The following is a 19,155-nucleotide window of genomic DNA, read 5'->3' on the forward strand; positions in this document are numbered from 1 at the left end:
AGCCAGCGGGGCGGCGCGCCGGGCGATCAGGGACAATGGGCCGATGACCTCCACTTCGAACACTGCCCCGTCCGAATCTGAGCTGTCCGGTTCGAGCCGTTCGTCGGTTCTGCTGCGTACCGGCGGCGTCCTCGCGGCGGTGGCAGCCGTCGGTCTCGCCGCCGGGGCCTGTTCCTCCGACGACTCCGGCTCCGGCAGCACCACCGCTGCGGACACCTCCACCGCGACAGTCACCGACGGCGCCACGGGCGAGGAGTACAAAGACGGCGAGTACACCGCGGAAGGCGGGTACATCTCACCCGGCGGACCGCAGAAGGTAGGCGTCACCGTCACCCTGTCGAACGACGTCATCACCGCGGTGTCGGTCGACACGAGCCAGACCAAGGGCCCGTCGGTGGAGTACCAGGGCAAGTTCGCCGGCGGGATCTCGGATGTCGTCGTGGGCAAGAACATCAACGACATCGATGTCGACAAGGTCTCCGGCTCGTCGCTGACCTCGGGTGGCTTCAACGAGGCGATCGAGAAGATCAAACAGGAAGCCATCAACTGAGTTCGGCCGGCGTGACCACCCCCGGCATGAATTCTCCTGCAGCCGTCCATGACTGGGTGTTCGACGCCATCGGTACCCGGTGGACGGTCACGACACCGGCGCCACTGCCCGACGACGTCGTCGACGCGGTGCGCGCCGAGATCGACCGAATCGACCTGGCCTGGTCGAGATTCCGCGACGACTCGGCGGTCGCCGAGATGGCGCGGACGGCCGGACGCCACCCGATCGCGGAGTCGGATCAGCCGCTCGTCGACTGGTACCGCAGGCTCTATCGGCTGACCCGCGGTGCGGTCACACCGCTGGTCGGACAGACCCTTGCCGACGCCGGTTACGACGCGGACTACACCCTGCGGCCCGCCGCCCGGGTGGCCGGGATCCCGGGTTGGGACGAGGTGATCGCCGGGCATGACGGCGCGCTGGAACTGCGCCAACCCGCGCTGCTTGATGTCGGTGCGGCGGGAAAGGGTTTCGCGGCCGACCGGGTGGCGGAGATCGTCGGGCGGGCCACCGATGACTTCGTCGTCGACGCCGGTGGCGACATGGTCGTCTCACCCCGCACCCGCGGGCTGAGGGTGGCGCTGGAGCACCCGATGGACCCGACCAAGGCGATCGGCGTGGTCACGCTCGACGCCGGGGCGATCTGCGCGTCGGCGAGCAATCGTCGGGTGTGGGCGGACTGGCATCACATCGTCGACCCCCGCACCGCCTCACCTGCAAGGGAGGTGCTGGCCACGTGGGTGATCGCACCGTCGGCGATGGAGGCCGACGGGCTGGCGACCGCGCTGTTCTTCACCCCGGCCGCGTTCCTGCGCGGCGACTTCGACCATCACGCGGAGGGTTTTCATCACGTGACCGTCCGGCGCAACGGCAGTGTCGAACACACCGCGATCCCCGGATTGGAGTTGTTCCTGTGACGACCGGCGTTTCGACGACCAGACCCACCGCGTTCTTCCCGCGGATCCTCGCGCCGTTCGATGCCACGCGGCGACACCTGACCCCGTACCGGGCGGTGTTGTGCGGGCTGGTCCTTCTCGCGGTCGCGGCCTTCGTGGTGTCCGCGGTCGACGCCGACTTCGGTTACGGACCAGACGAACTCGCGGTGTGGCTGCTGGTGGCGGTCGGGGTGAGCGGCCTGGCCACCTATCTGTTCGCGGCCGTGTTCCGGGTGCCGCCGAATTCCGATTCGTGGCTCATCACGGGACTGATCCTGTTCTTCGTGGTGCCCGGCGGTTCGGTAGACACCGCGGTCGCGACCGTCGCAACGGCGGCGGTGATCGCCGCGGCGTCGAAATACGTTCTGGCATGGCGTCGACGGCTGATCCTGAACCCGGCGGTCGCCGGCGCCGTCGGCTGTTATGCGCTGGCCTACGCCGGTGTCGACGGACTGAGCTACCCGTTCTGGTGGGTGGCGGCCGAGCCGCTGCTGATCCCGATGATCGTCATCGGCGCGGCCGTGGTCACCCTGGTCCGCGAGTGGCTCCTCGTGGCCGTGTTCCTCGTCGCGTCGCTGGTGACGATCGGTGTGGTCGAACTGGTTCGCGGCGGCCAGGATCTGTCGACGTGGGTCGTGTCGTCGCCGATGCTCTTCGTCGCGGCCGTCATGCTGCCCGAACCGCTGACATCTCCGGCGCGACAGCCGCATCGGCTGATCTACGCGGCCCTGGTCGGGGTGCTGATGCACTGCCAGTACACGGTCGAGGTGACCGACTCGTACACACTGGCTTTCGTGCCGGAGATCGCTCTGCTCGTCGGCAGCCTGTACGCCTTCGCAGTACGCCTGGCGACGCGCACCGCGCGCCGGGTGCGCCTCGACGTCGAGACCGCGTCACTGGCCGACCGCACCTACGTGTTGCGCGGTGAACCCGCCGGTGGCGCACCGTCGTTCCGGGCGGGGCAGTGGTCGAGTGTGAGTGTGCCGCGGTGGTCGGCGCCGGTGTGGACCGGTTCGCGCCGGGTGTTCTCGTTCGTGTCCGCGCCGAGGGAGGCGCCGGTCGAGTTCGGTTTCACGGTCGCGGGGGTGCCGTCGTCGTTCAAGGCCGCCCTCATCGACGGCCGTGCCCGGCGCGCGTGGGTCGACGAGATCGGTGGCGACTTCGTCCTCCCGCGGGTGTTTCCGGCCAAGGGCAGGGTCGTGCTCCTCGCGTCGGGTATCGGGATCACGCCGTTCGTGTCGATGGTGCGGTCGCTCGACGGCGCCGACCTGTCGGGACTGACCGTGGTCCATGTCTTGCGCTCGTCGGAACGGACCGTCTACGACGACGAGTTGGACTCTGCCAGAGGGGCCTCGGCACGGGTGGTCACGGTCATCGCGCCGGAACTCGCCGACGGCGTCGACGATCCCGACCGTCTGGCGGAGCTCGTCGGTCCGGACATCGCGGGTGCGCACTACTACGTGTCGGGCACACCGGGATTCGTCGAACGCACCTCGTCGACGATCCGGCATCTCGATCCGTCGACCAGGTTGCGTCCGTGGCGTATCCACACCGACTCGTTCACCGGTTACTGATGGGCTTCGAATATCCCTGCGAGATCGTCACCCCTGACGCGGGAGTTCGGCGCTCTACCCGGCCAGCGCCCGCAAGAAGAAGCCGAGATTCGCCGGTCTCTCCGCGAGGCGACGGACGAAGTAGCCGTACCACTCGGTGCCGTACGGGATGTACACGCGCACTCGGGCGCCCGACTCGACGAGCCGTCGCTGCTCGTCAACCCGGATGCCGTACAGCATCTGGTGCTCCCACGTGCCGGGGGCGCGGTCGAACTCCGCCGCGATGATCGAGGCCTCCTCGATCATCGTCGGGTCGTGGCTGGCGACCATCGGATAGCCGTTGCCCTTCATCAGGATTCGCAGGCAGCGGAGGTAGGCCTCGTCGACCTGGCGACGGTCGGGGTAGGCGACCGCCGGCGGTTCGGCATAGGCGCCCTTGCACAACCGGATTCGTGCGCCCGTTGCCGCGAACTCGGCGCAGTCGGCCTCGGTACGACGCAGATACGCCTGCAGCACGGTCCCGACCTCGGGGAAATCCTGTCGCAGTGACCGCACGATGGCCAGACGCTCGTCGACGGTCGCGTGATCCTCGGCGTCGATGGTGATCAGTGCCGCGGCCTGGTGCGCTGCCGCGGCGATGGTCCGGGCGTTCTCCTCGGCGATCTTGGCGCCGTGTTCGGGCAGCCGTTGACCCAGCGCAGTGAGTTTCACCGACACCTCAAGCGCACCCGGACGTACCGGACCCAGGCCCGGCATCGCCTCCAGCAGAGACACATAGGCGGCGACCGTGGCGTCGGCCTGTGATTCGTCGACGGTGTCCTCGCCGAGGAAGTCGATGGTCACCGCCAGCCCGTCGTCGAGTTCTCCTCGGATGGCGGCGAGGACGTCGTCGAGCGTTTCGCCGGGCACGAACCGGCGCACGACCTTCTCGGTCACCGACCATCGCTGCGAGGTCTGTTTGATCCGTTCGCTGCGCGCCGCGGCGGTGATCGTCGGGCGCAGGAGGGTGTCGAAGAGCGTGCTCAACTGGAGACCCCCGTGAAGTCGGTGCTCATGTGCGGGTACCGGGTCGTGGTCGGCGGCGTGAACGTCTCCTTGATCGTGCGGCTCGACGTCCAGCGCAACAGGTTCTGCTTCGACCCCGCCTTGTCGTTCGTGCCCGACGCCCGACCGCCACCGAACGGCTGTTGGCCGACGACGGCACCGGTCGGCTTGTCGTTGATGTAGAAGTTTCCGGCCGCATTGCGGAGCCGGTCCGACGCGAGAGCGACCGCCGCGACGTCGGTCGCCATGACCGCGCCGGTCAGCGCGTACTTCGCCGTCGTGTCGACCAGGTCGAGCACGGTCTCGTAGTCGGCGTCGTCGTAGACGTACACCGCCAGGATCGGGCCGAAGTACTCCGTGGAGAACGACTCGTCCCGCGGGTCGTCGGACAGCAACACGGTGGGGCGCACGAAGTACCCGACCGTGTCGTCGACCTGCCCGCCGACGGCGACGGTGACCTGCGGCGAGGACTTGGCGCGCCGCAGCGCCGCGATGTTCTTGTCGAAGGCACGCTGATCGATCAGGGCGCCACCGAAGTTCGACAGGTCGCGGACGTCGCCGTAGGTGATTTCGGCTGTCTCGCCGAGGAAGTCGTTACCCATCTTGTCCCACACCGACCGGGCGATGTAGGCGCGTGAGGCGGCCGAGCACTTCTGCCCCTGGTACTCGAACGCGCCGCGGATCAATGCCGTTCGGAGAGCGTGCGGTTCGGCGGAGGAATGGGCGACGATGAAGTCCTTACCGCCCGTCTCGCCGACCAGGCGCGGGTAATTGCGGTACTTGTCGATGTTGTTGCCGACCGCTCGCCACAGGTACTGGAAGGTCGTGGTCGATCCGGTGAAGTGGATTCCGGCCAGGTTCTCGTCGGCGAGAACCACATCCGACACGGCACGTCCGTCGCCGTGGACGAGGTTGATGACTCCGGGAGGCAGTCCGGCGGCTTCGAGGAGTGCCATCGTGTACTGCGCCGAATACGCCTGTGTGGGAGAGGGCTTCCAGATCACGGTGTTGCCCATCAGCATCGGCGCCGTCGGCAGATTCGCGGCGATGGCGGTGAAGTTGAACGGGGTGACCGCGTAGACGAATCCGTCGAGCGGACGCTGATCGAGCCGATTCCAGACACCCGGTGACGACACCGGTTGTTCGGCGAGTATCTCGCGCGCGAAAGCAGCGTTGAACCGCCAGAAGTCGGCGAGCTCGCAGGGCGCGTCGATCTCGGCCTGCTGCACCGACTTCGACTGGCCGAGCATCGTCGCGGCGGCGATCCGTTCACGCCACGGCCCCGACAGCAGTTCGGCCGCGCGCAGGATCACCGCGGCCCGGTCGTCGAAGCTGGTGTGCGCCCAGTCGTCCTTTGCGTCCATCGCGGCGTCGACGGCCGCACGGGCGTCGTCGTGCGTGGCGTTGGTGAGGAATCCGAGCACCTCGTGGTGCGCATGCGGCTGCACGACGTCGATCTGATCGCCGTGCCCGAGATGCAGTCGACCGCCGATGATGTGCGGCAGCTCGCGCCGGCCGGCGCTGGACTGGCGGGTGAGTTCGTTGACGATCCGGGTGCGCTCGGGCGATCCGGGGGCGTAGGTGTGCACCGGCTCGTTGACCGGGCGAGGGGGAGTGGTGATGGCGTCCATGACGTCAGTTCACCTGCGGAGGGCGTTCCCGCGATATGGCCGATCGGCAAACCCGACAGCCGTAGCCTTGTCCGTATGGACAAATCGCCGGGCGTCGCGCTCGGGCGTCTCATCCTGGCCTTGGACCGGACGGTGGCGACCCTGGTCACCGCACCGCAGGGACTCGACGTGCCGGTGCGGAGCCTCGCGATGATCGACATCGACGACGTCCACTTCGGCCTCGGTCGCGCGGCACGGTCCGCCGATGTGTTCCTGCTGGTCGGCCTGCCCGACGAGGTGAGCACCGAACTGCTGGCCGGCCTCGGCATCCATCGCCCCGTCGCCGTCATGAGCAAGACGTCGTCGGCGACCCTCACCGACCTCGCCGATCGACTCGGTATCGCGGTCGTCGCCATCGACCCGCACGCCCGGTGGGAGCGCATCTACAACCTCGTGTCGCGCGTCCTCGACACCGCGCGGCGTTCGCCGGACGACGGCGAGTCGATGGAGTCGGGCGCCACCGGCGATCTCTTCGAACTCGCGGCCGAGGTCGCACGGCGCACCGGCGGACTGATCAGCATCGAGGACGAGCGATCGCACGTGCTGGCCTACAGCACGGCCGGCGACGAGGCCGACGATCTGCGACGGTTGTCGATCCTCGGCCGCGAGGGCCCGCCGGAGATGCTCGCCTGGCTTCGGCAGTGGGGTGTGATGGACGCGCTGCGCACGTCGGCGCGGGTGGTCGCGGTCGACGCGCGCACCGACCTCGGCCTGCGGGAACGCCGCGCGGTCGCGATCCGGGCCCCGGGCACGGCCGAGTTTCTGGGGGTCGTCTGGTTGCAGCGCGGGGCCGGACCGTTCGCCGACGACACTGACGAGGTGCTCACCGGAGCGGCCGCGGTCGCCGCCCGGGTGATCGCCCGTCGTCGATCCGCGGGCACCGAACACGACGAACTGGTCCGTCGGCTCCTCGGCGCGCGCGGCGACATCATCGACGTCGACGCACTCGCCGCTCAGCTCGGCGTCGACCCGTCCGTCGCAGTGGTCCTCGTCGGATTCGCGACGACCGGTTCGGCCGAAGGCGCCTCGGTGCCGTTGTCGGAGAACGCCACTCGCATCTCCGCGCTCACCCTGCACGCCAGCGCGTTCAGTCCGCTGTCGGTGACCTCGACCATCGGCGACCGTGCCTACGTGGTGCTCCCCGGTGTGACGGACGATGCCGCGGTCGAATGGGCGCAGGTGTCCGTCGAGGTGACGCAGCGGCAGTTCGGTTTGCGCATCCGCGCGGTGGTCGCCGGACCCCACACCCTCGCCGCGGTACCCGAACTGCGCAGCCAGATCGACCGCGTGCTCGACGCGGCTTCCCTCGAAGGCGAACTGATCGACGACGTCACCACCGTCGCGGGCTCACGCACCGGGGTCCTGCTCGGCGAGATCGTCGCGCTCCTCGCCGAGAACCCCGACCTCGTCGACCCGCGGGTCTCTGACCTCGCCGACCTCGACGCCCGCACCGGTAGCGACTTCACCGTCTCCCTGCGCGCCTACCTCGACCGTTTCGGCGACGTCCGGTCGGCCGCCAACGATCTGCACGTCCACCCGAACACGTTGCGCTACCGCATCCGACGCATCGAGACCCTCACCGGGATGGACCTCGAGGACCCGGCGACCCGGCTCGTCGTGGCATTGTCGTTGCGGGTGCGGTAGGAGCTGAAAACCGCCCCCGAAAACCACCCTGTGCAGCGGCACCGACGACACTATGTCTTCGGCGCCGCCGTGGAGGGTCGACCTCAGGGGCGGTTTCCAGCTCGGGTGAGTACCCGAGATGTCAGAGGATCGTGAGCATCTCGTTGTAGGTGGGCAGCGGCCAGAGGTCGTCGGCGACGATGCTCTCGAGCGTGTCCGCGACCTCGCGCACCGCGGCCATCGCCGGGATCAGCGTCTCGAGTGCGTACTTCGACTCCTCGTAGGTGCTCTCGCCGTGCATACCCGCGATGCCCTCGTCGAGGGTGACCACGGCGGCGTGCAGTGTGCCGATCAGTTCGGTGATCTCGGTGAGAAGCGGTGTGGGAGATTCGATCCCGGCCATCTTCAGTGACGCGGCGGTGCCGGCGAGCTCGCCCTGGTAGCGGATCGCGGCCGGCATGATCATCGTCTTCGCGATCTCCGCGGTCTCCTTGGCCTCGACGAGGATGGTGAGCCCGTAGTACTCGAAGATGACGTCCTCGCGGGCCTCGAGTTCACGGGCCGACAGCACCCCGTACTTCTCGAAGATCTCGACGACCTCGGGTGCGGTGTACTCGGTGACGGCGTCGACGGTGGTGCGGAGGTTCTTGAGACCGCGCGCGGCGGCCTCTTCCTGCCACTCGTCGGAGTAGCCGTTGCCGTTGAAGATCACGGCACCGTGGGCGTTGACGATCTCCTGCAGCACCTTCTGCACGGCGTCGTTGAGGTCGGCGCCGTCGGCGAGCAATTTCTCCAGTTCGGAGGAGATGTAGTCGATGGAGTCGGCCAGGATGGTGTTGATCGCGACCATCGGGTCGGAGATCGATTGGTTGGAACCCGGTGCGCGATACTCGAATCGGTTGCCGGTGAACGCGAACGGGCTGGTGCGGTTGCGGTCGCCCGGGTCGGCCTTCAGCGGCGGTAGGGTGTCGACGCCGAGCTCGAGGACGCCGGCCGTCTTGGAACCGGTGGCGCCACCCTTGGCGATCTGCTCGAAGACGTCCATCAGCTGCTCGCCGAGGAAGATCGAGATGATCGCCGGCGGAGCCTCGTTCGCACCCAGACGATGATCGTTCGACGCCGACGCGACGGCGGCGCGCAGCAGGCCGCCGTAGGAGTGGACGGCGCGGATGATCGCACCGCAGAAGGTGAGGAACTGCATGTTCTCGTGCGGGGTGTCGCCGGGGTTGAGCAGGTTGCCCTGGTTGGCATTTCCGAGTGAGAAGTTGACGTGCTTGCCCGAGCCGTTGACGCCGGAGAACGGCTTCTCGTGCAGCAGGCACTTCATGCCGTACTTCTCCGCGACCGCCTTCATCGTGGTCATCATCAGCTGCTGGTGATCATGGGCCAGCACCGAGCGCTCGAAGACCGGTGCGATCTCGAACTGGCCGGGGGCGACTTCGTTGTGGCGGGTCTTGGCCGGGATGCCCTGCTTGAACAGCTCGCGGTCGAGTTCGATCATGAACGACAGCACGCGTTCGGGGATGGCGCCGAAGTAGTGGTCGTCGAACTCCTGACCCTTCGACGGCGGGGCGCCGAACAGGGTGCGGTTGGAGGTCATCAGGTCGGGGCGCGCGTAGAAGAAGTGCTCGTCGATCAGGAAGTACTCCTGCTCCGCGCCGGCGTAGGAGACGACGGTGTCGACGTTCTCGTGGCCGAAGAGCTTCAGCAGACGCATTGCCTGCTTGCTCATGGCCTGCTGGCTGCGCAGGAGCGGGGTCTTCTTGTCCAGTGCCTCACCGGTCCACGAGATGAAGATCGTGGGGATGCACAGGGTGTTGCCGTTCGGGTTCTCCAGGATGTACGCCGGGCTCGTGACGTCCCAGCCGGTGTAACCGCGGGCCTCGAAGGTGCCGCGCAGACCGCCGTTGGGGAAGCTCGACGCGTCGGGCTCACCCTGCAGCAGCGTCTTGCCGGCGAACTCGGCGAGCGACGCACCGCTCGAATCGGGTTCGAGGAACGAGTCGTGCTTCTCCGCCGTGAATCCGGTGAGTGGGTAGAAGACGTGCGCGTAGTGGGTGGCGCCCTTCTCGATGGCCCAGTCCTTCATCGCGACCGCGACGTAGTCGGCGAGGGTCGGGTCCATCGGGCAGCCGGTGTCGATCGTTGCCGCGACCGCCTTGAAGACATGCTTCGGCAGGCGCTTCTTCATGACCGACAAGCTGAACACGTTGCGTCCGAAGGTGTCTGCCAACGGCTCGGTGAATCCGGGTGCCGACACCTCGTAGGTCGTCACGGCCTCGATGGCCTGACGGCGGGACATGCTGCCACTCATGGTTACTCCTGGTGTTTATCGTCGACCACCGGCAGGTCGGCACGACGACGTCGCTAGGTTGTCGCTGGTTGCGAGCGACTCGACGCTATGAGCTGGGTGTATGCGCCCCGTTGCCCCCGTGTGACGCTGAGGAAAACTAGTGTCCCGGCAGGTGTCTCGGCACAATTCGTCCGTTCGGACGACTCAGCAGGTCACTGCAGCGTGGCGTCGTCGCCCATCACGGCACCTTCACGACGCGGGTCGGCGCCGCCGATCCACCCGGAGTCGTGGCGCATGATCGCGCTGAGACCGCTGGACTGTTCGTCGACGGACACCTCTTCGCCCCGTTCGCGGAGGCCCCGCACCAGCGGATCGTGCGCGCCGTCGTCGGCGGTGTCGACCAGTGGGTGTTCGCCACCGACATTCGACGTCGGGGTGTTGGCCGAGCCGAAGTCGATCATCGACACCGCCTGCTGCGGGTTCAGGCCCCAGTCCAGCATTCCGACAAGGGTTTTCACGACGAACTGGATGATGACCGATCCGCCCGGCGAACCCAGCGCGGCGATCACCTGTGCCGGCGCGCCGTCGGTGCCCGGTTGCATCACCAGGGTCGGCGCCATCGACGACCGCGGACGCTTACCGGGGGACACCCGGTTGGCGAGCAGGGCGCCGTCGTCGTCGCGCGGTTCGGCCGCGAAGTCGGTGAGCTGGTTGTTGAGCAGGAAGCCGTCGACCATGTGGTAGCTGCCGAACGCCGATTCGATGGTCGTCGTCATCGATGCGACGTTGCCGTAGCGGTCGGCGACGGTGATGTGGCTGGTGCCGTGTTCGGTGCCGGGATGCGAACCGAGCGGGACCGGACCGAGGTCCCCGGCCGGTGCCTCACCCAGGGAGGAATCGGGTTTGATCAACCCGGCGCGCGCCTGCAGATATGCGGGATCGAGGATGGTCTCGACGCCGCGTCCCGGCAGCGGCACGAAATCCGGGTCGGCGACGTACTTGTCACGGTCGGCATAGGCGAGTCGCTCGGCCTCGGTGATCAGGTGCACCGCTGCGGGATCCGGCCGGCCACCGTCCCGGCTCGCCTCGGCGTCGCCGTCTGACTCGGTGGGTCGCATCGACGGCAGGTCGAAGTTCTCCAGGATGCCCAGCGTGGAGGCGACGGCGATGCCGCCCGACGATGGTCCGGGCATCGCCACGATCTGGCGGCCGCGGTATCCCGTCACGATGGGATCGCGGGTGACCGCCCGGTAGTTGCGGAGGTCGTCGACGGTCATGAGGCTGGGCGTCAGACCGCCCGCGGTGCTGCCCGCCTCGGCGACGATCGCCTGCGCGAGCGGGCCGTCGTACATCGCGTCGGCGCCGTCGGTGGCGAGTACACCAAGGGTTTTCGCGTAGGCGGGGTTGACCAGGTCGGTGCCCGCGGCTTCGCCGTGCCCTCGTCGGTCAGGAAGTAGGTGCGGGCTTCCTGGTCGGCCTTCAGGTCAGGCGCGGAGGCGGCGATCGCCCCGGCCAGCCGCGGGCTGATCTCGAAACCGCTGTCCGCCAGAGTGATCGCCGGGGTGAACAGGTCACGCCAGGTCTGCTTGCCGTACTCGCCGTGGACCATGTCGAGCATCCGCAGCACGCCGGGGACGCCGATCGATCGTCCCGAGGCGCGGGCACTCGGCACGGGTGGTGCGGGGTCGGTGGGGGAGATCTGCGTCAGGTAGGTCTCGGTGGCAGCCGCGGGGGCCGTCTCGCGGCCGTCGAAGGCGCGCACCGAGTTCGACGCCGCATCGTAGTAGAGGGCGAAGGCGCCGCCGCCGATACCCGACGACTGCGGTTCTACGAGACCGAGCACCATCTGCGCGGTCACCAGGGCATCGGCCGCAGTCCCACCGTCGCGCAACACCTCGCACGCCGCGCGGGTGGCCAGCGGATTGGCCGTCGCCGCGGCGTAGGTCCCGGTGACGACCGGTTTCATCCCGCTCCGGTAGCCCGAAGCGATCTCGGGTCGGGTCGCGATGTCGGTGGGGGCGGCCGAGACCTCCTGCGCGTCGATCAGTTCGCCGTTCGGGATCTCCGCGCAGGTGACCGGCGCGGCGGAAGGCTCGTCGGTGTCGGTTCCGCACGAGGCGACGACCAGTGCTGCGGCGACCGCGGCCACCGTCAGCCGGAGGCCCCGGGATCCGGGATGAGGACTTCCCCGACGGCGTCTCATGGACCTCAGCGTACGGTCACCGGGCAGACCGGACCGACCGAACGGCGATGCCCACCCCGGTCACGGCGAGGCAGGCGAAACCGAAGGACAGCAACCGTGCCGAACCGACCGCGTCGGAGCCCAAACTGACGAGCAGGCCCGCGGCGGCCGACCCGATGGTGTTGGCGACCATCTGCACGGAGTTGATGCCGGCCGACGCGCGGGCGGCCTCGGCCTGGTCGGTGGTGATGCCCATGGCGGCGGTCGCGATGTGCGGGAAGGCCATGCCGATGCCCATGCCGGCGACCACGAGGCAGGCGTACCAGCCGGCGATCGCGATCGATGCGGTCGACGACTGGAGGAGGCCGTAGCCGGCCATACCGATGGCGAGGAACGCCGGACCCGCGATGCGGGCGGCCGACGCCGATCGTCCGTGGGCCCACGTGCTGCTGGCGATCTGCGCGATCGTCCACCCGGTGGACAGCGCGGCCGGCAGCAGCCCCGCGGTGAAGGGGGACAGACCGCCGACCTGCTGACCGAACAGCGGGAGGAAGGCCTCGGCGGTCGACCCGGCCGCCAACACCGCGATCGAGAGGTAGATCCACTTGAGGGGATTGCCCACCGAATACGTGAGCCGGGGGAGCAGGCCGGTGCCGCCGCGCCGGTCCACGGCGACGAACCCGACCAGGGCGAGCAGCGCGACGCCGCCGAGCACCACGAGCAACGTCGTCGAACCGGAGACCGCCGCCACCGAGACCGCGCCGGCGGCGACGGTCACCGCGGCCAGCGACGCCCACGGCAACGGGTGCCGTTCGTCCGAACCGCGACCACGCGGCAACACCCGCGCGGCGACCGCCGCGATGGCCAGCGTGACGACCGTCAGGAACCAGAAAGAGCCGCGCCACAGTCCGACCTCGGCGAACAGGCCGCCGATCGCGGGACCCACGATGTTCCCGACACCCCACATCGCCGAGATGAGAGCCACTGCCCGGCCCCAGGTGCGCTGCGGCAGCGCGATCTGCACGACGGCGAACGCCAGGCCCGTGAGCAACCCGCCGCCGAGTCCCTGGATCAACCTGCCGGCCAACAGGATCGGCATGGTCGGGGTGAGGGCGCAGACCAGTGAACCCACGGCGAACGCGGAGAACCCGATCAGATAGGCGCCCCGCGCGCCGAACTGCGCCAGCGCGCGTGTCACCAACATCGACGCCACGACGGAGGCGATCAGGAAGACCGTGACGACCCAGGCGTAGAACTGTTCGCCACCGATGTCGGCGATGGTGCTGGGCAGCGAGGCCGAGGTCAGGAAGGTGTTGATCGCGAAGACGAGGATGCCGCCGGCGAAGACCGACACCGCGGCGCGGTGTTCACGGGCGAGGAGTTCGGACCATCCGCCCGATGACGTCGACATCGTCTGCAGGAATATCCGACGCGTCGGCGGCGGTCAAATCGGTCGGCCGTGTCCCGCACCCGGAGGCGGTGCCGACCGGATAGTGTCGATCGGGAACAGCACGGCCACACCGGCCGGGCACGCGAGAACGGGGTAGAGCGTGGGAGTGGTACGTCATCAGGCCGTGGTCGATGCACCTCGGGACAAGGTCTTCCAGTACGTCGACGGGTACCAGAACGTTCCCGAGTACCTGATGGGGGTGACCCGCTTCGAGCCGAGGACCGAACAGACCCAGGGCCTGGGCTCCGTCTTCGAGCTGTCGATCGACGTCGGTCCCAAGAAGCTCAAGTCGGTTGTGGAATGCACCCGGTACGTCGTCGACGAACTGATCGAGCTCAAGGCGATCGAGGGTTTCCAGGCCGACACCACCTGGCGGTTCCTCGACGCCGACACGGGCACCGAGCTGCAGGTGGAGTTCAGCTACACCCTGCCGGGCGGTATCGCGGGTCGAGTGCTCGGTGGCATCGTCGGGCCGTTCGCCGCCCAGGCCATCAAGCACACGGAGTCCACCATCGTGAAGAACGTGGCTGCCCGGGGCTGAGCACGCCTCAGGTTCCGGTGACCCCGTCGGCCGCGTCGTCGTCGTCGTGCGTGACGACGCGGTTCGGCAGGTTCTTCGAGAAGAGCAGAGCCAGCACGAGCAGGACGAACACGATGAACAGGGCCTGCTGGATTGCGGCGACCTGCGCGTCGGCATAGGCGTCGGACACGGCCTGGGCGCCGGACTCCAAGCCGCCGGAGTCCAGGACCAGGGTGCGTGCCTGATCCGCCGAGATGATCGGTACCCCGGCGTCGTCGACGGTCGAGGTGATCTGCTGTTGCTCTGTGGCGGACAGTGATTCGGTGTTGCCGACGGCGGAGAGGAAACCCGACGACAGCAGGAGGATGAACACCGAACCCGCCACCGCCGTCCCGAACGACGAGCCGAGGTTCTGGAAGGTGCCCTGCAGCCCGCCGACCTCGGAGGTGTCCTTCTCCTCGACCGCGGACATGTTGACGTTGCCGAGCTGGGAGGCGAGAAGGCCGAAACCCGCTCCGACGACGAACATCCCGATGGCGAAGGCCACACTCCGCAGGTCGACCCCGACCGCGGCGATCACGAAGAGGACGCCGAGGGCCATGATGATCTGTCCGCCGCGGGCGATGAAGCGGGCGGAGCGTCGTGCGGTGAGCCACGATCCGAGAACCGAGAACAAGACCAGGCCCACCGAGAGCGGCAGGATCTTGACCCCGGTCTGCAGCGCATCGCGCCCCAGCATCGTCTGCAGGTAGACCGGCACCACGAAGAACAGGGCGGCGATCGCGAAGTACTGGGCGAGGAATCCGCCGAGGCCGCTGCGCAGTGCGGGTATCCGTAGCAGTTCGACGCGGAGCAGTGGCTGCCGGCCGGTACGGGCAAGCGTGCGTTGACGATCGACGAACAACCAGAGCACGACGACACCGATCAGCAACAGGTAGGCGACCGGCGAGACGCCCAGCGGGGCGATCTCGGTGCCGCCGACCTCCGGCGGGTGCTGCGGCTTCAGCCACCCCCAGGTCTTCGACTGCAGCACTCCGTAGACGATGAGGGCCAGGCCGCCGGAGGATGCGAGGACGCTGAGCGGGTCGATCCGTACGTCGCGGTCGCGCTCGACGTCGTGGATGAGGCCCGCCGCGAACAGGACGACGACCATGACCACCGTCTCGGCGACGAAGACGTAACGCCACGAGGCGTAGGTGGTCATCAGGCCGCCGAGCAACGGGCCGACGGCGGCGGCGAGTCCGGTCACCGCGCCGAGGACCGAGAACGCGGTGACCCGTGCCTTTCCGGTGTAGTTGATGGCGGCCAGGGAGGCGATCGCGGGGATCACGAGCACTGCGCCGAGTCCCTCGACCAGGGACCAGCCCAGCATCAGGACGGTCAGGTTGGGGCTCAAAGCGGTCGTGAGGGAACCGATCCCGTAGATGACGGCACCGATCTTGAAGGCCCGCGCGCGACCCATGAGGTCGCCGAGTTTGCCGCCGGTCAACATGAACGCCGCCATCGTCAGAGCGTAGAACGTGATCGCGGCCTGCATGCCGGTGATCGAAGTGTCGAGATCGGCTGCCACGACCGAGATCGACACGTTCATGACGGTGCTGTCGAGCACCATCACGAATTGGGAGACCGCGAGGATGACGATGACCGACCACGAACGCATCGCGGAACTCCCCTCAGCTGGAAAGTGATCCGACGATTGTCCCAGCCGGGAGCCGTCAGCGTGGCGGATCGAGCATCGGGACGAGGAATCGTCTCGCGATGTCGGCCAGCTGGGCGTCGTCGGTGATGTCGACGACGCGACTCGGCACGGTGAGGAACGACGCCGAGATGCGCACCATCATCTCGGCCACGATCTCGACATCGAGGTCCTCGGAGATGTTGCCGGCCAACTGTTCTCGCCGTAGCTGGGCGGCCACGAACTGTTGCACCACGGACAGCAGGAGGCCGTCGTCGCCGATCATCGATTCGATGAGCATGCTCGATTCGGAGTCGGCCATTCCGCTGATCAGGGGGTTGCTCGCGACGGCCCGCAATGATCCGACAAATCCGACGACCACGCGCTCGGCGACCGTCTGCGCGGCCGGGATGTCGGTGCGGAACTGGTCGAAGTAGCGCCGGAACTCGCGCAGCACCACCTCGTCCACCAAGGCGTCCTTGGTGGCGAACTTCCGGTAGAGGGTCACCCGCGTCACGCCCGCGTTCTTGGCGACCTTCTCCATCGGGGTCCGCTGGATGCCGAGTCGGCAGAAAAGGTCGAAGGCGGCGTCGAGGAGGCGTTCGGCGGTCGGATCGGATTCGGTGTCGGTGGGGTTCACCGACCCGAGGAACGCGCGGTGGATGACCGAACTCGACGACGAGCCGGCCGGCATCATGCCCGGATTCGGGATGTCTGCTGCGGACAACTGCATCGGCGATTCCCTTCCTGTGGCGATCGATCTGCCCGGATCAATGATCGCAAATCCGAGAATGTCGGTGTGTCCTGAGTCACTCGATGCTATCAAGGATACAAGGTTACGAGAATTGTCACATTGATACATCGGACTAGATGGGACGGGGTCATGGAAGATCTGAACAGACGCAGGCTACTCAAGGCCGGAGGAGTGGTCGGGGCAGCCGGCGCGGTGGCCGCGGTGGCTCCGGCGACACCGTGGACGTGGTCGCCCGCGAACTCGCTGCCGGGCCGCGGCGCGGGCACCGACCCGCGCACACTCTGGGACGACGAGGCCGACCCGGTGATCGCCAAGGTCATCGACAGCGGTCAGGCGCCGAAGGTCAACAAGCTGCTGCGGACCTGGCACAAGAACGCGCAGCCGCTGCCGGCCGGGCTGCCGCCGGAGCTGCGCGACTTCATGGAGCACGCACGGCAGCTCCCATCGTGGACCGACCAGTCCAAGCTGGCCGACGCGGTGAAGTTCAACGAGAAGCGCGGCACGTATCTCGGCGTCATCTACGGCTTCGCGAGCGGCATGATGAGCACCCTCATCCCCAAGGAGGCGCGTGCGGTCTACTACTCCAAGGGTGGATGGGACCTGAAGGACCGCATCTCCAAGACCGCCAAACTCGGCTACGACATCGGCTCGCTCAACGCCTACCAACCCGGCGGCGAGATGGTCGTGACCTGCCTGAAGACCCGGATGGCGCATGCCGGCGTCCGACACCTCCTCCCGCAGTCGCCGCACTGGGTGCACTCCGCGTCGGAGGACGTGCCGATCAGCCAGGCCGACATCATGGTGACCTGGCACAGCCTGCCGACCACCGTGATGCGCAACTTCCGCAAGTGGCAGGTGCCGATCGCCGCCGACGAATCGGCGGGCTTCCTGCACTCGTGGCAGATCACCGCACACATGCTGGGCGTCAAGGACGAATACATCCCGGCGTCGTGGAACTCCGCCGAATCCCAGGCGAAGCAGGTACTCGACCCGATCCAGCACCCCACGCCGGAGGGCCGCAAGCTCGCGGACATGCTGCTCGACCTGTCATGAATCTGGACCTGACCCTGCTTTCGCGCGGAGTGCTCGGCGCGTTGACCCGGTTCATGCTCGGCGACAAGGCCGCCGACGGGCTGAACATCCCGCGCGAACCCGTGTGGACGCCGCTGCTGGAGACCGCCTGGACGCCCTATGTACTGGTCCGTGAAGGCCTGCTGAACGCGGGGATGCCGCGCGAGGCGTACTGGATGATCGACGAATTCCTCCGCCAGTTCGTCCTCTTCTACATGTCGGAATTGCGGATGCCGATCAACATCGAGATCCCGGTGTTCAACAACCCCAGATACCGGTGACCTCCGGCCGTCGATCCCTCTCGGCCGCCGACGAGGCTACGAGGGTTCGGCGCCGACCGCTCGGTCCTGCTTCTTCTCGCGCTTCGGCAGCAGGGGGATGCGGGGCCGGGCGGTCAGCCACCTGCTGAACGGGAGGCGCAGCAGGAGGTCGACGACGATCAGCGAGCTGGTCAGAACGACCGCGATGAGGATCAGCGACCGCAGGATCGCGGAATGCGGGAACCACTCGAACAGTCCGCTGAGGAAGCCGACGCGTCCGAGGACGTCGAGGATGAGCGGGTGCACGGCGAAGACGCCGAACGCGCGCAGTGTCGCCTGCGAGACGAACTTCGCCGCGGCCGGCCGGCCCGCGGCCCGGCGATCGTCCCAGACCAGGCCGATCAGCCACAGCAGTACGAACCCGCCCACGAGCCACGGCAGCGACACCGGGTTCCAGGCGGTGTTGGCCTTCCACGGCACGTTGCCCGGCGAGGTCGCGAGCAGGTAACCGGCGACGGTGAACGCGGCGCATCCGGCGGCGACGAGCACCACGGTCGCCATGTGTTCGCGCAGCCACTTGTCCACGGCCTGCTGGTGCTGCGCCGCGAGCACACCCATGGCGACGAACAGCGCGTACATCGGCAACGTCTTCCACAGATGGTTGTAGGTGACGTCCCAGGCGGCACCCGACGGCCGCGGCAGGTACTGGTAGATGACGAACATCGTGATCTGCATCAGGGCGCCACCGGACAGCAGCAGCCACGGCCGGCTGCGGCCGCGTTCGAAGATCCACGCGATGAGCGGGAAGAACAGGTAGATCTGCATCGAGATCAGCAGGAAGTACAGCTGGTACTTGCCCTCGCCGACCAGCAGGTCGTGTGCGAGTCCGGAGAACCATTCACCGGCCGGCGGGAACGGGTTGTCCCGGATGACGATGTGATCGGTGATCGCATAGATGACGGTCCAGGCCAGGTAGGGCCCGATCACCAGACCGAAGCGGCGGCGCCAGAACTGCACCGGGGACATCTCGCGGCCCTGCATGCTCAGCACGAGGACGTAGAGCGTCACTGCGACGAAGCCGTAGCGGGTGAGATGACACAGGGTGCCGACCAGGTTGGCCCCGCGGACCTCGTCGGGCCCGCCGTTGATCGCGTTCACACTGTGGGCGACCACCACGAAGGTGAACAGGAACACCCGGATGAAGTCGGCGGTGTGAGCGCGGGAGCGCGGTTCGGGAACAGCGCGGGAGCGCGGTTCGGAAACCGGGGCTGCCGTCGGCCGCGTCGTGCTGGTCTCGGTATCGGCGGTGCGCGCCGAGCTCGCTGCGTGCACCAACGCAAAGACCTCCCCCGGGTTGACCAAACTGTTACCTGAACGAAGTGTACGGGCCGAATCTGGCAGGAACCTCAACGACGGGGTGTCCTCAGTGGCGACAATCACAGCCGGAATTGCCCGGTTCACCGTCGTCGGCGAGGTTACCGGACGGCGGAGAATGTGGCAGATCGGCGAAATCTGGCCGCGTGGAGAGGCCGGCGACGGTGCAGGAACTTCGCGCTCCCCACGATCTGAGGAGGGGGC

12 protein-coding genes and 2 pseudogenes are annotated in these 19,155 nt (G+C 67.8%); 6 read left to right on the plus strand and 8 right to left on the minus strand.

Going from position 1 to position 19,155, the window contains the following annotated elements:
- The first annotated feature begins 43 nt into the window (after nucleotides 1–43).
- The 3 genes from BJF87_RS10105 to BJF87_RS10115 are packed head-to-tail and all read left to right on the plus strand — an operon-like array spanning nucleotide 44 to nucleotide 3,056.
- Nucleotides 44–550 carry an FMN-binding protein gene (locus BJF87_RS10105; protein WP_035754844.1) on the plus strand — a complete coding sequence of 169 codons (507 nt, stop codon included), beginning with the start codon at nucleotides 44–46 and terminating at the stop codon, nucleotides 548–550.
- 26 nt (nucleotides 551–576) lie between these two features.
- A complete protein-coding gene (locus BJF87_RS10110; RefSeq protein WP_075863080.1) occupies nucleotides 577–1,464 on the plus strand; it encodes an FAD:protein FMN transferase in 888 nt (295 codons plus the stop codon).
- Nucleotides 1,461–3,056: an oxidoreductase gene (locus BJF87_RS10115; RefSeq protein WP_081724862.1), complete on the plus strand. Its 1,596-nt coding sequence runs from the start codon at nucleotides 1,461–1,463 to the stop codon at nucleotides 3,054–3,056. The genes BJF87_RS10110 and BJF87_RS10115 overlap by 4 nt, the downstream gene beginning before the upstream one ends.
- Before the next feature lie 54 nt (nucleotides 3,057–3,110).
- Here the strand turns inward: BJF87_RS10115 and BJF87_RS10120 are convergent, their stop codons facing one another.
- Nucleotides 3,111–4,061, minus strand: coding sequence for a proline dehydrogenase family protein (locus BJF87_RS10120; protein WP_035754841.1), 951 nt, complete (start codon nucleotides 4,059–4,061; stop codon nucleotides 3,111–3,113).
- Nucleotides 4,058–5,710 (minus strand): L-glutamate gamma-semialdehyde dehydrogenase, encoded by a 1,653-nt coding sequence (pruA, locus tag BJF87_RS10125; protein WP_035754840.1) that lies wholly within the window; start codon nucleotides 5,708–5,710, stop codon nucleotides 4,058–4,060. The genes BJF87_RS10120 and pruA overlap by 4 nt, the downstream gene beginning before the upstream one ends.
- A gap of 75 nt (nucleotides 5,711–5,785) precedes the next feature.
- Between pruA and BJF87_RS10130 the strand changes: the two genes are divergently transcribed.
- Nucleotides 5,786–7,393 carry a CdaR family transcriptional regulator gene (locus BJF87_RS10130; protein ID WP_075863072.1) on the plus strand — a complete coding sequence of 536 codons (1,608 nt, stop codon included), beginning with the start codon at nucleotides 5,786–5,788 and terminating at the stop codon, nucleotides 7,391–7,393.
- Between the two features lie 121 nt (nucleotides 7,394–7,514).
- Here BJF87_RS10130 and BJF87_RS10135 read toward each other — a convergent pair whose 3' ends face one another.
- The 3 genes and pseudogenes from BJF87_RS10135 to BJF87_RS10145 all read right to left on the minus strand — a co-directional run bounded on the left by BJF87_RS10135 (nucleotide 7,515) and on the right by BJF87_RS10145 (nucleotide 13,258).
- Nucleotides 7,515–9,686, minus strand: coding sequence for a glutamine synthetase III (locus BJF87_RS10135; RefSeq protein WP_006359725.1), 2,172 nt, complete (start codon nucleotides 9,684–9,686; stop codon nucleotides 7,515–7,517).
- A 191-nt stretch (nucleotides 9,687–9,877) separates the two neighbouring features.
- Nucleotides 9,878–11,868, minus strand: a pseudogene (locus BJF87_RS10140) (gamma-glutamyltransferase family protein).
- A gap of 16 nt (nucleotides 11,869–11,884) precedes the next feature.
- Entirely contained in the window at nucleotides 11,885–13,258 is a 1,374-nt protein-coding gene (locus tag BJF87_RS10145; RefSeq protein ID WP_042376610.1) for an MFS transporter, read from the minus strand.
- A gap of 139 nt (nucleotides 13,259–13,397) precedes the next feature.
- Here BJF87_RS10145 and BJF87_RS10150 point away from each other — a divergent pair, with 139 nt between their 5' ends.
- A complete protein-coding gene (locus BJF87_RS10150; RefSeq protein ID WP_042376611.1) occupies nucleotides 13,398–13,838 on the plus strand; it encodes an SRPBCC family protein in 441 nt (146 codons plus the stop codon).
- Between the two features lie 7 nt (nucleotides 13,839–13,845).
- Here BJF87_RS10150 and BJF87_RS10155 read toward each other — a convergent pair whose 3' ends face one another.
- The gene (locus BJF87_RS10155) at nucleotides 13,846–15,477 is read right to left on the minus strand and encodes an MFS transporter (protein ID WP_042376612.1); all 1,632 of its coding nucleotides are present in this window, start codon (nucleotides 15,475–15,477) and stop codon (nucleotides 13,846–13,848) included.
- Nucleotides 15,478–15,532: 55 nt separating this feature from the next.
- A complete protein-coding gene (locus BJF87_RS10160; RefSeq protein WP_006359730.1) occupies nucleotides 15,533–16,225 on the minus strand; it encodes a TetR/AcrR family transcriptional regulator in 693 nt (230 codons plus the stop codon).
- Between the two features lie 150 nt (nucleotides 16,226–16,375).
- Between BJF87_RS10160 and BJF87_RS10165 the strand changes: the two are divergent.
- A pseudogene (locus tag BJF87_RS10165) lies at nucleotides 16,376–17,598 on the plus strand (oxygenase MpaB family protein).
- Between the two features lie 36 nt (nucleotides 17,599–17,634).
- Here BJF87_RS10165 and BJF87_RS10170 read toward each other — a convergent pair.
- Entirely contained in the window at nucleotides 17,635–18,909 is a 1,275-nt protein-coding gene (locus tag BJF87_RS10170) for an acyltransferase (protein WP_042376665.1), read from the minus strand.
- Nucleotides 18,910–19,155: the final 246 nt, after the last annotated feature.

Source organism: Gordonia sp. CNJ-863, assembly GCF_001942325.1.
Lineage (GTDB): Bacteria > Actinomycetota > Actinomycetes > Mycobacteriales > Mycobacteriaceae > Gordonia > Gordonia alkanivorans.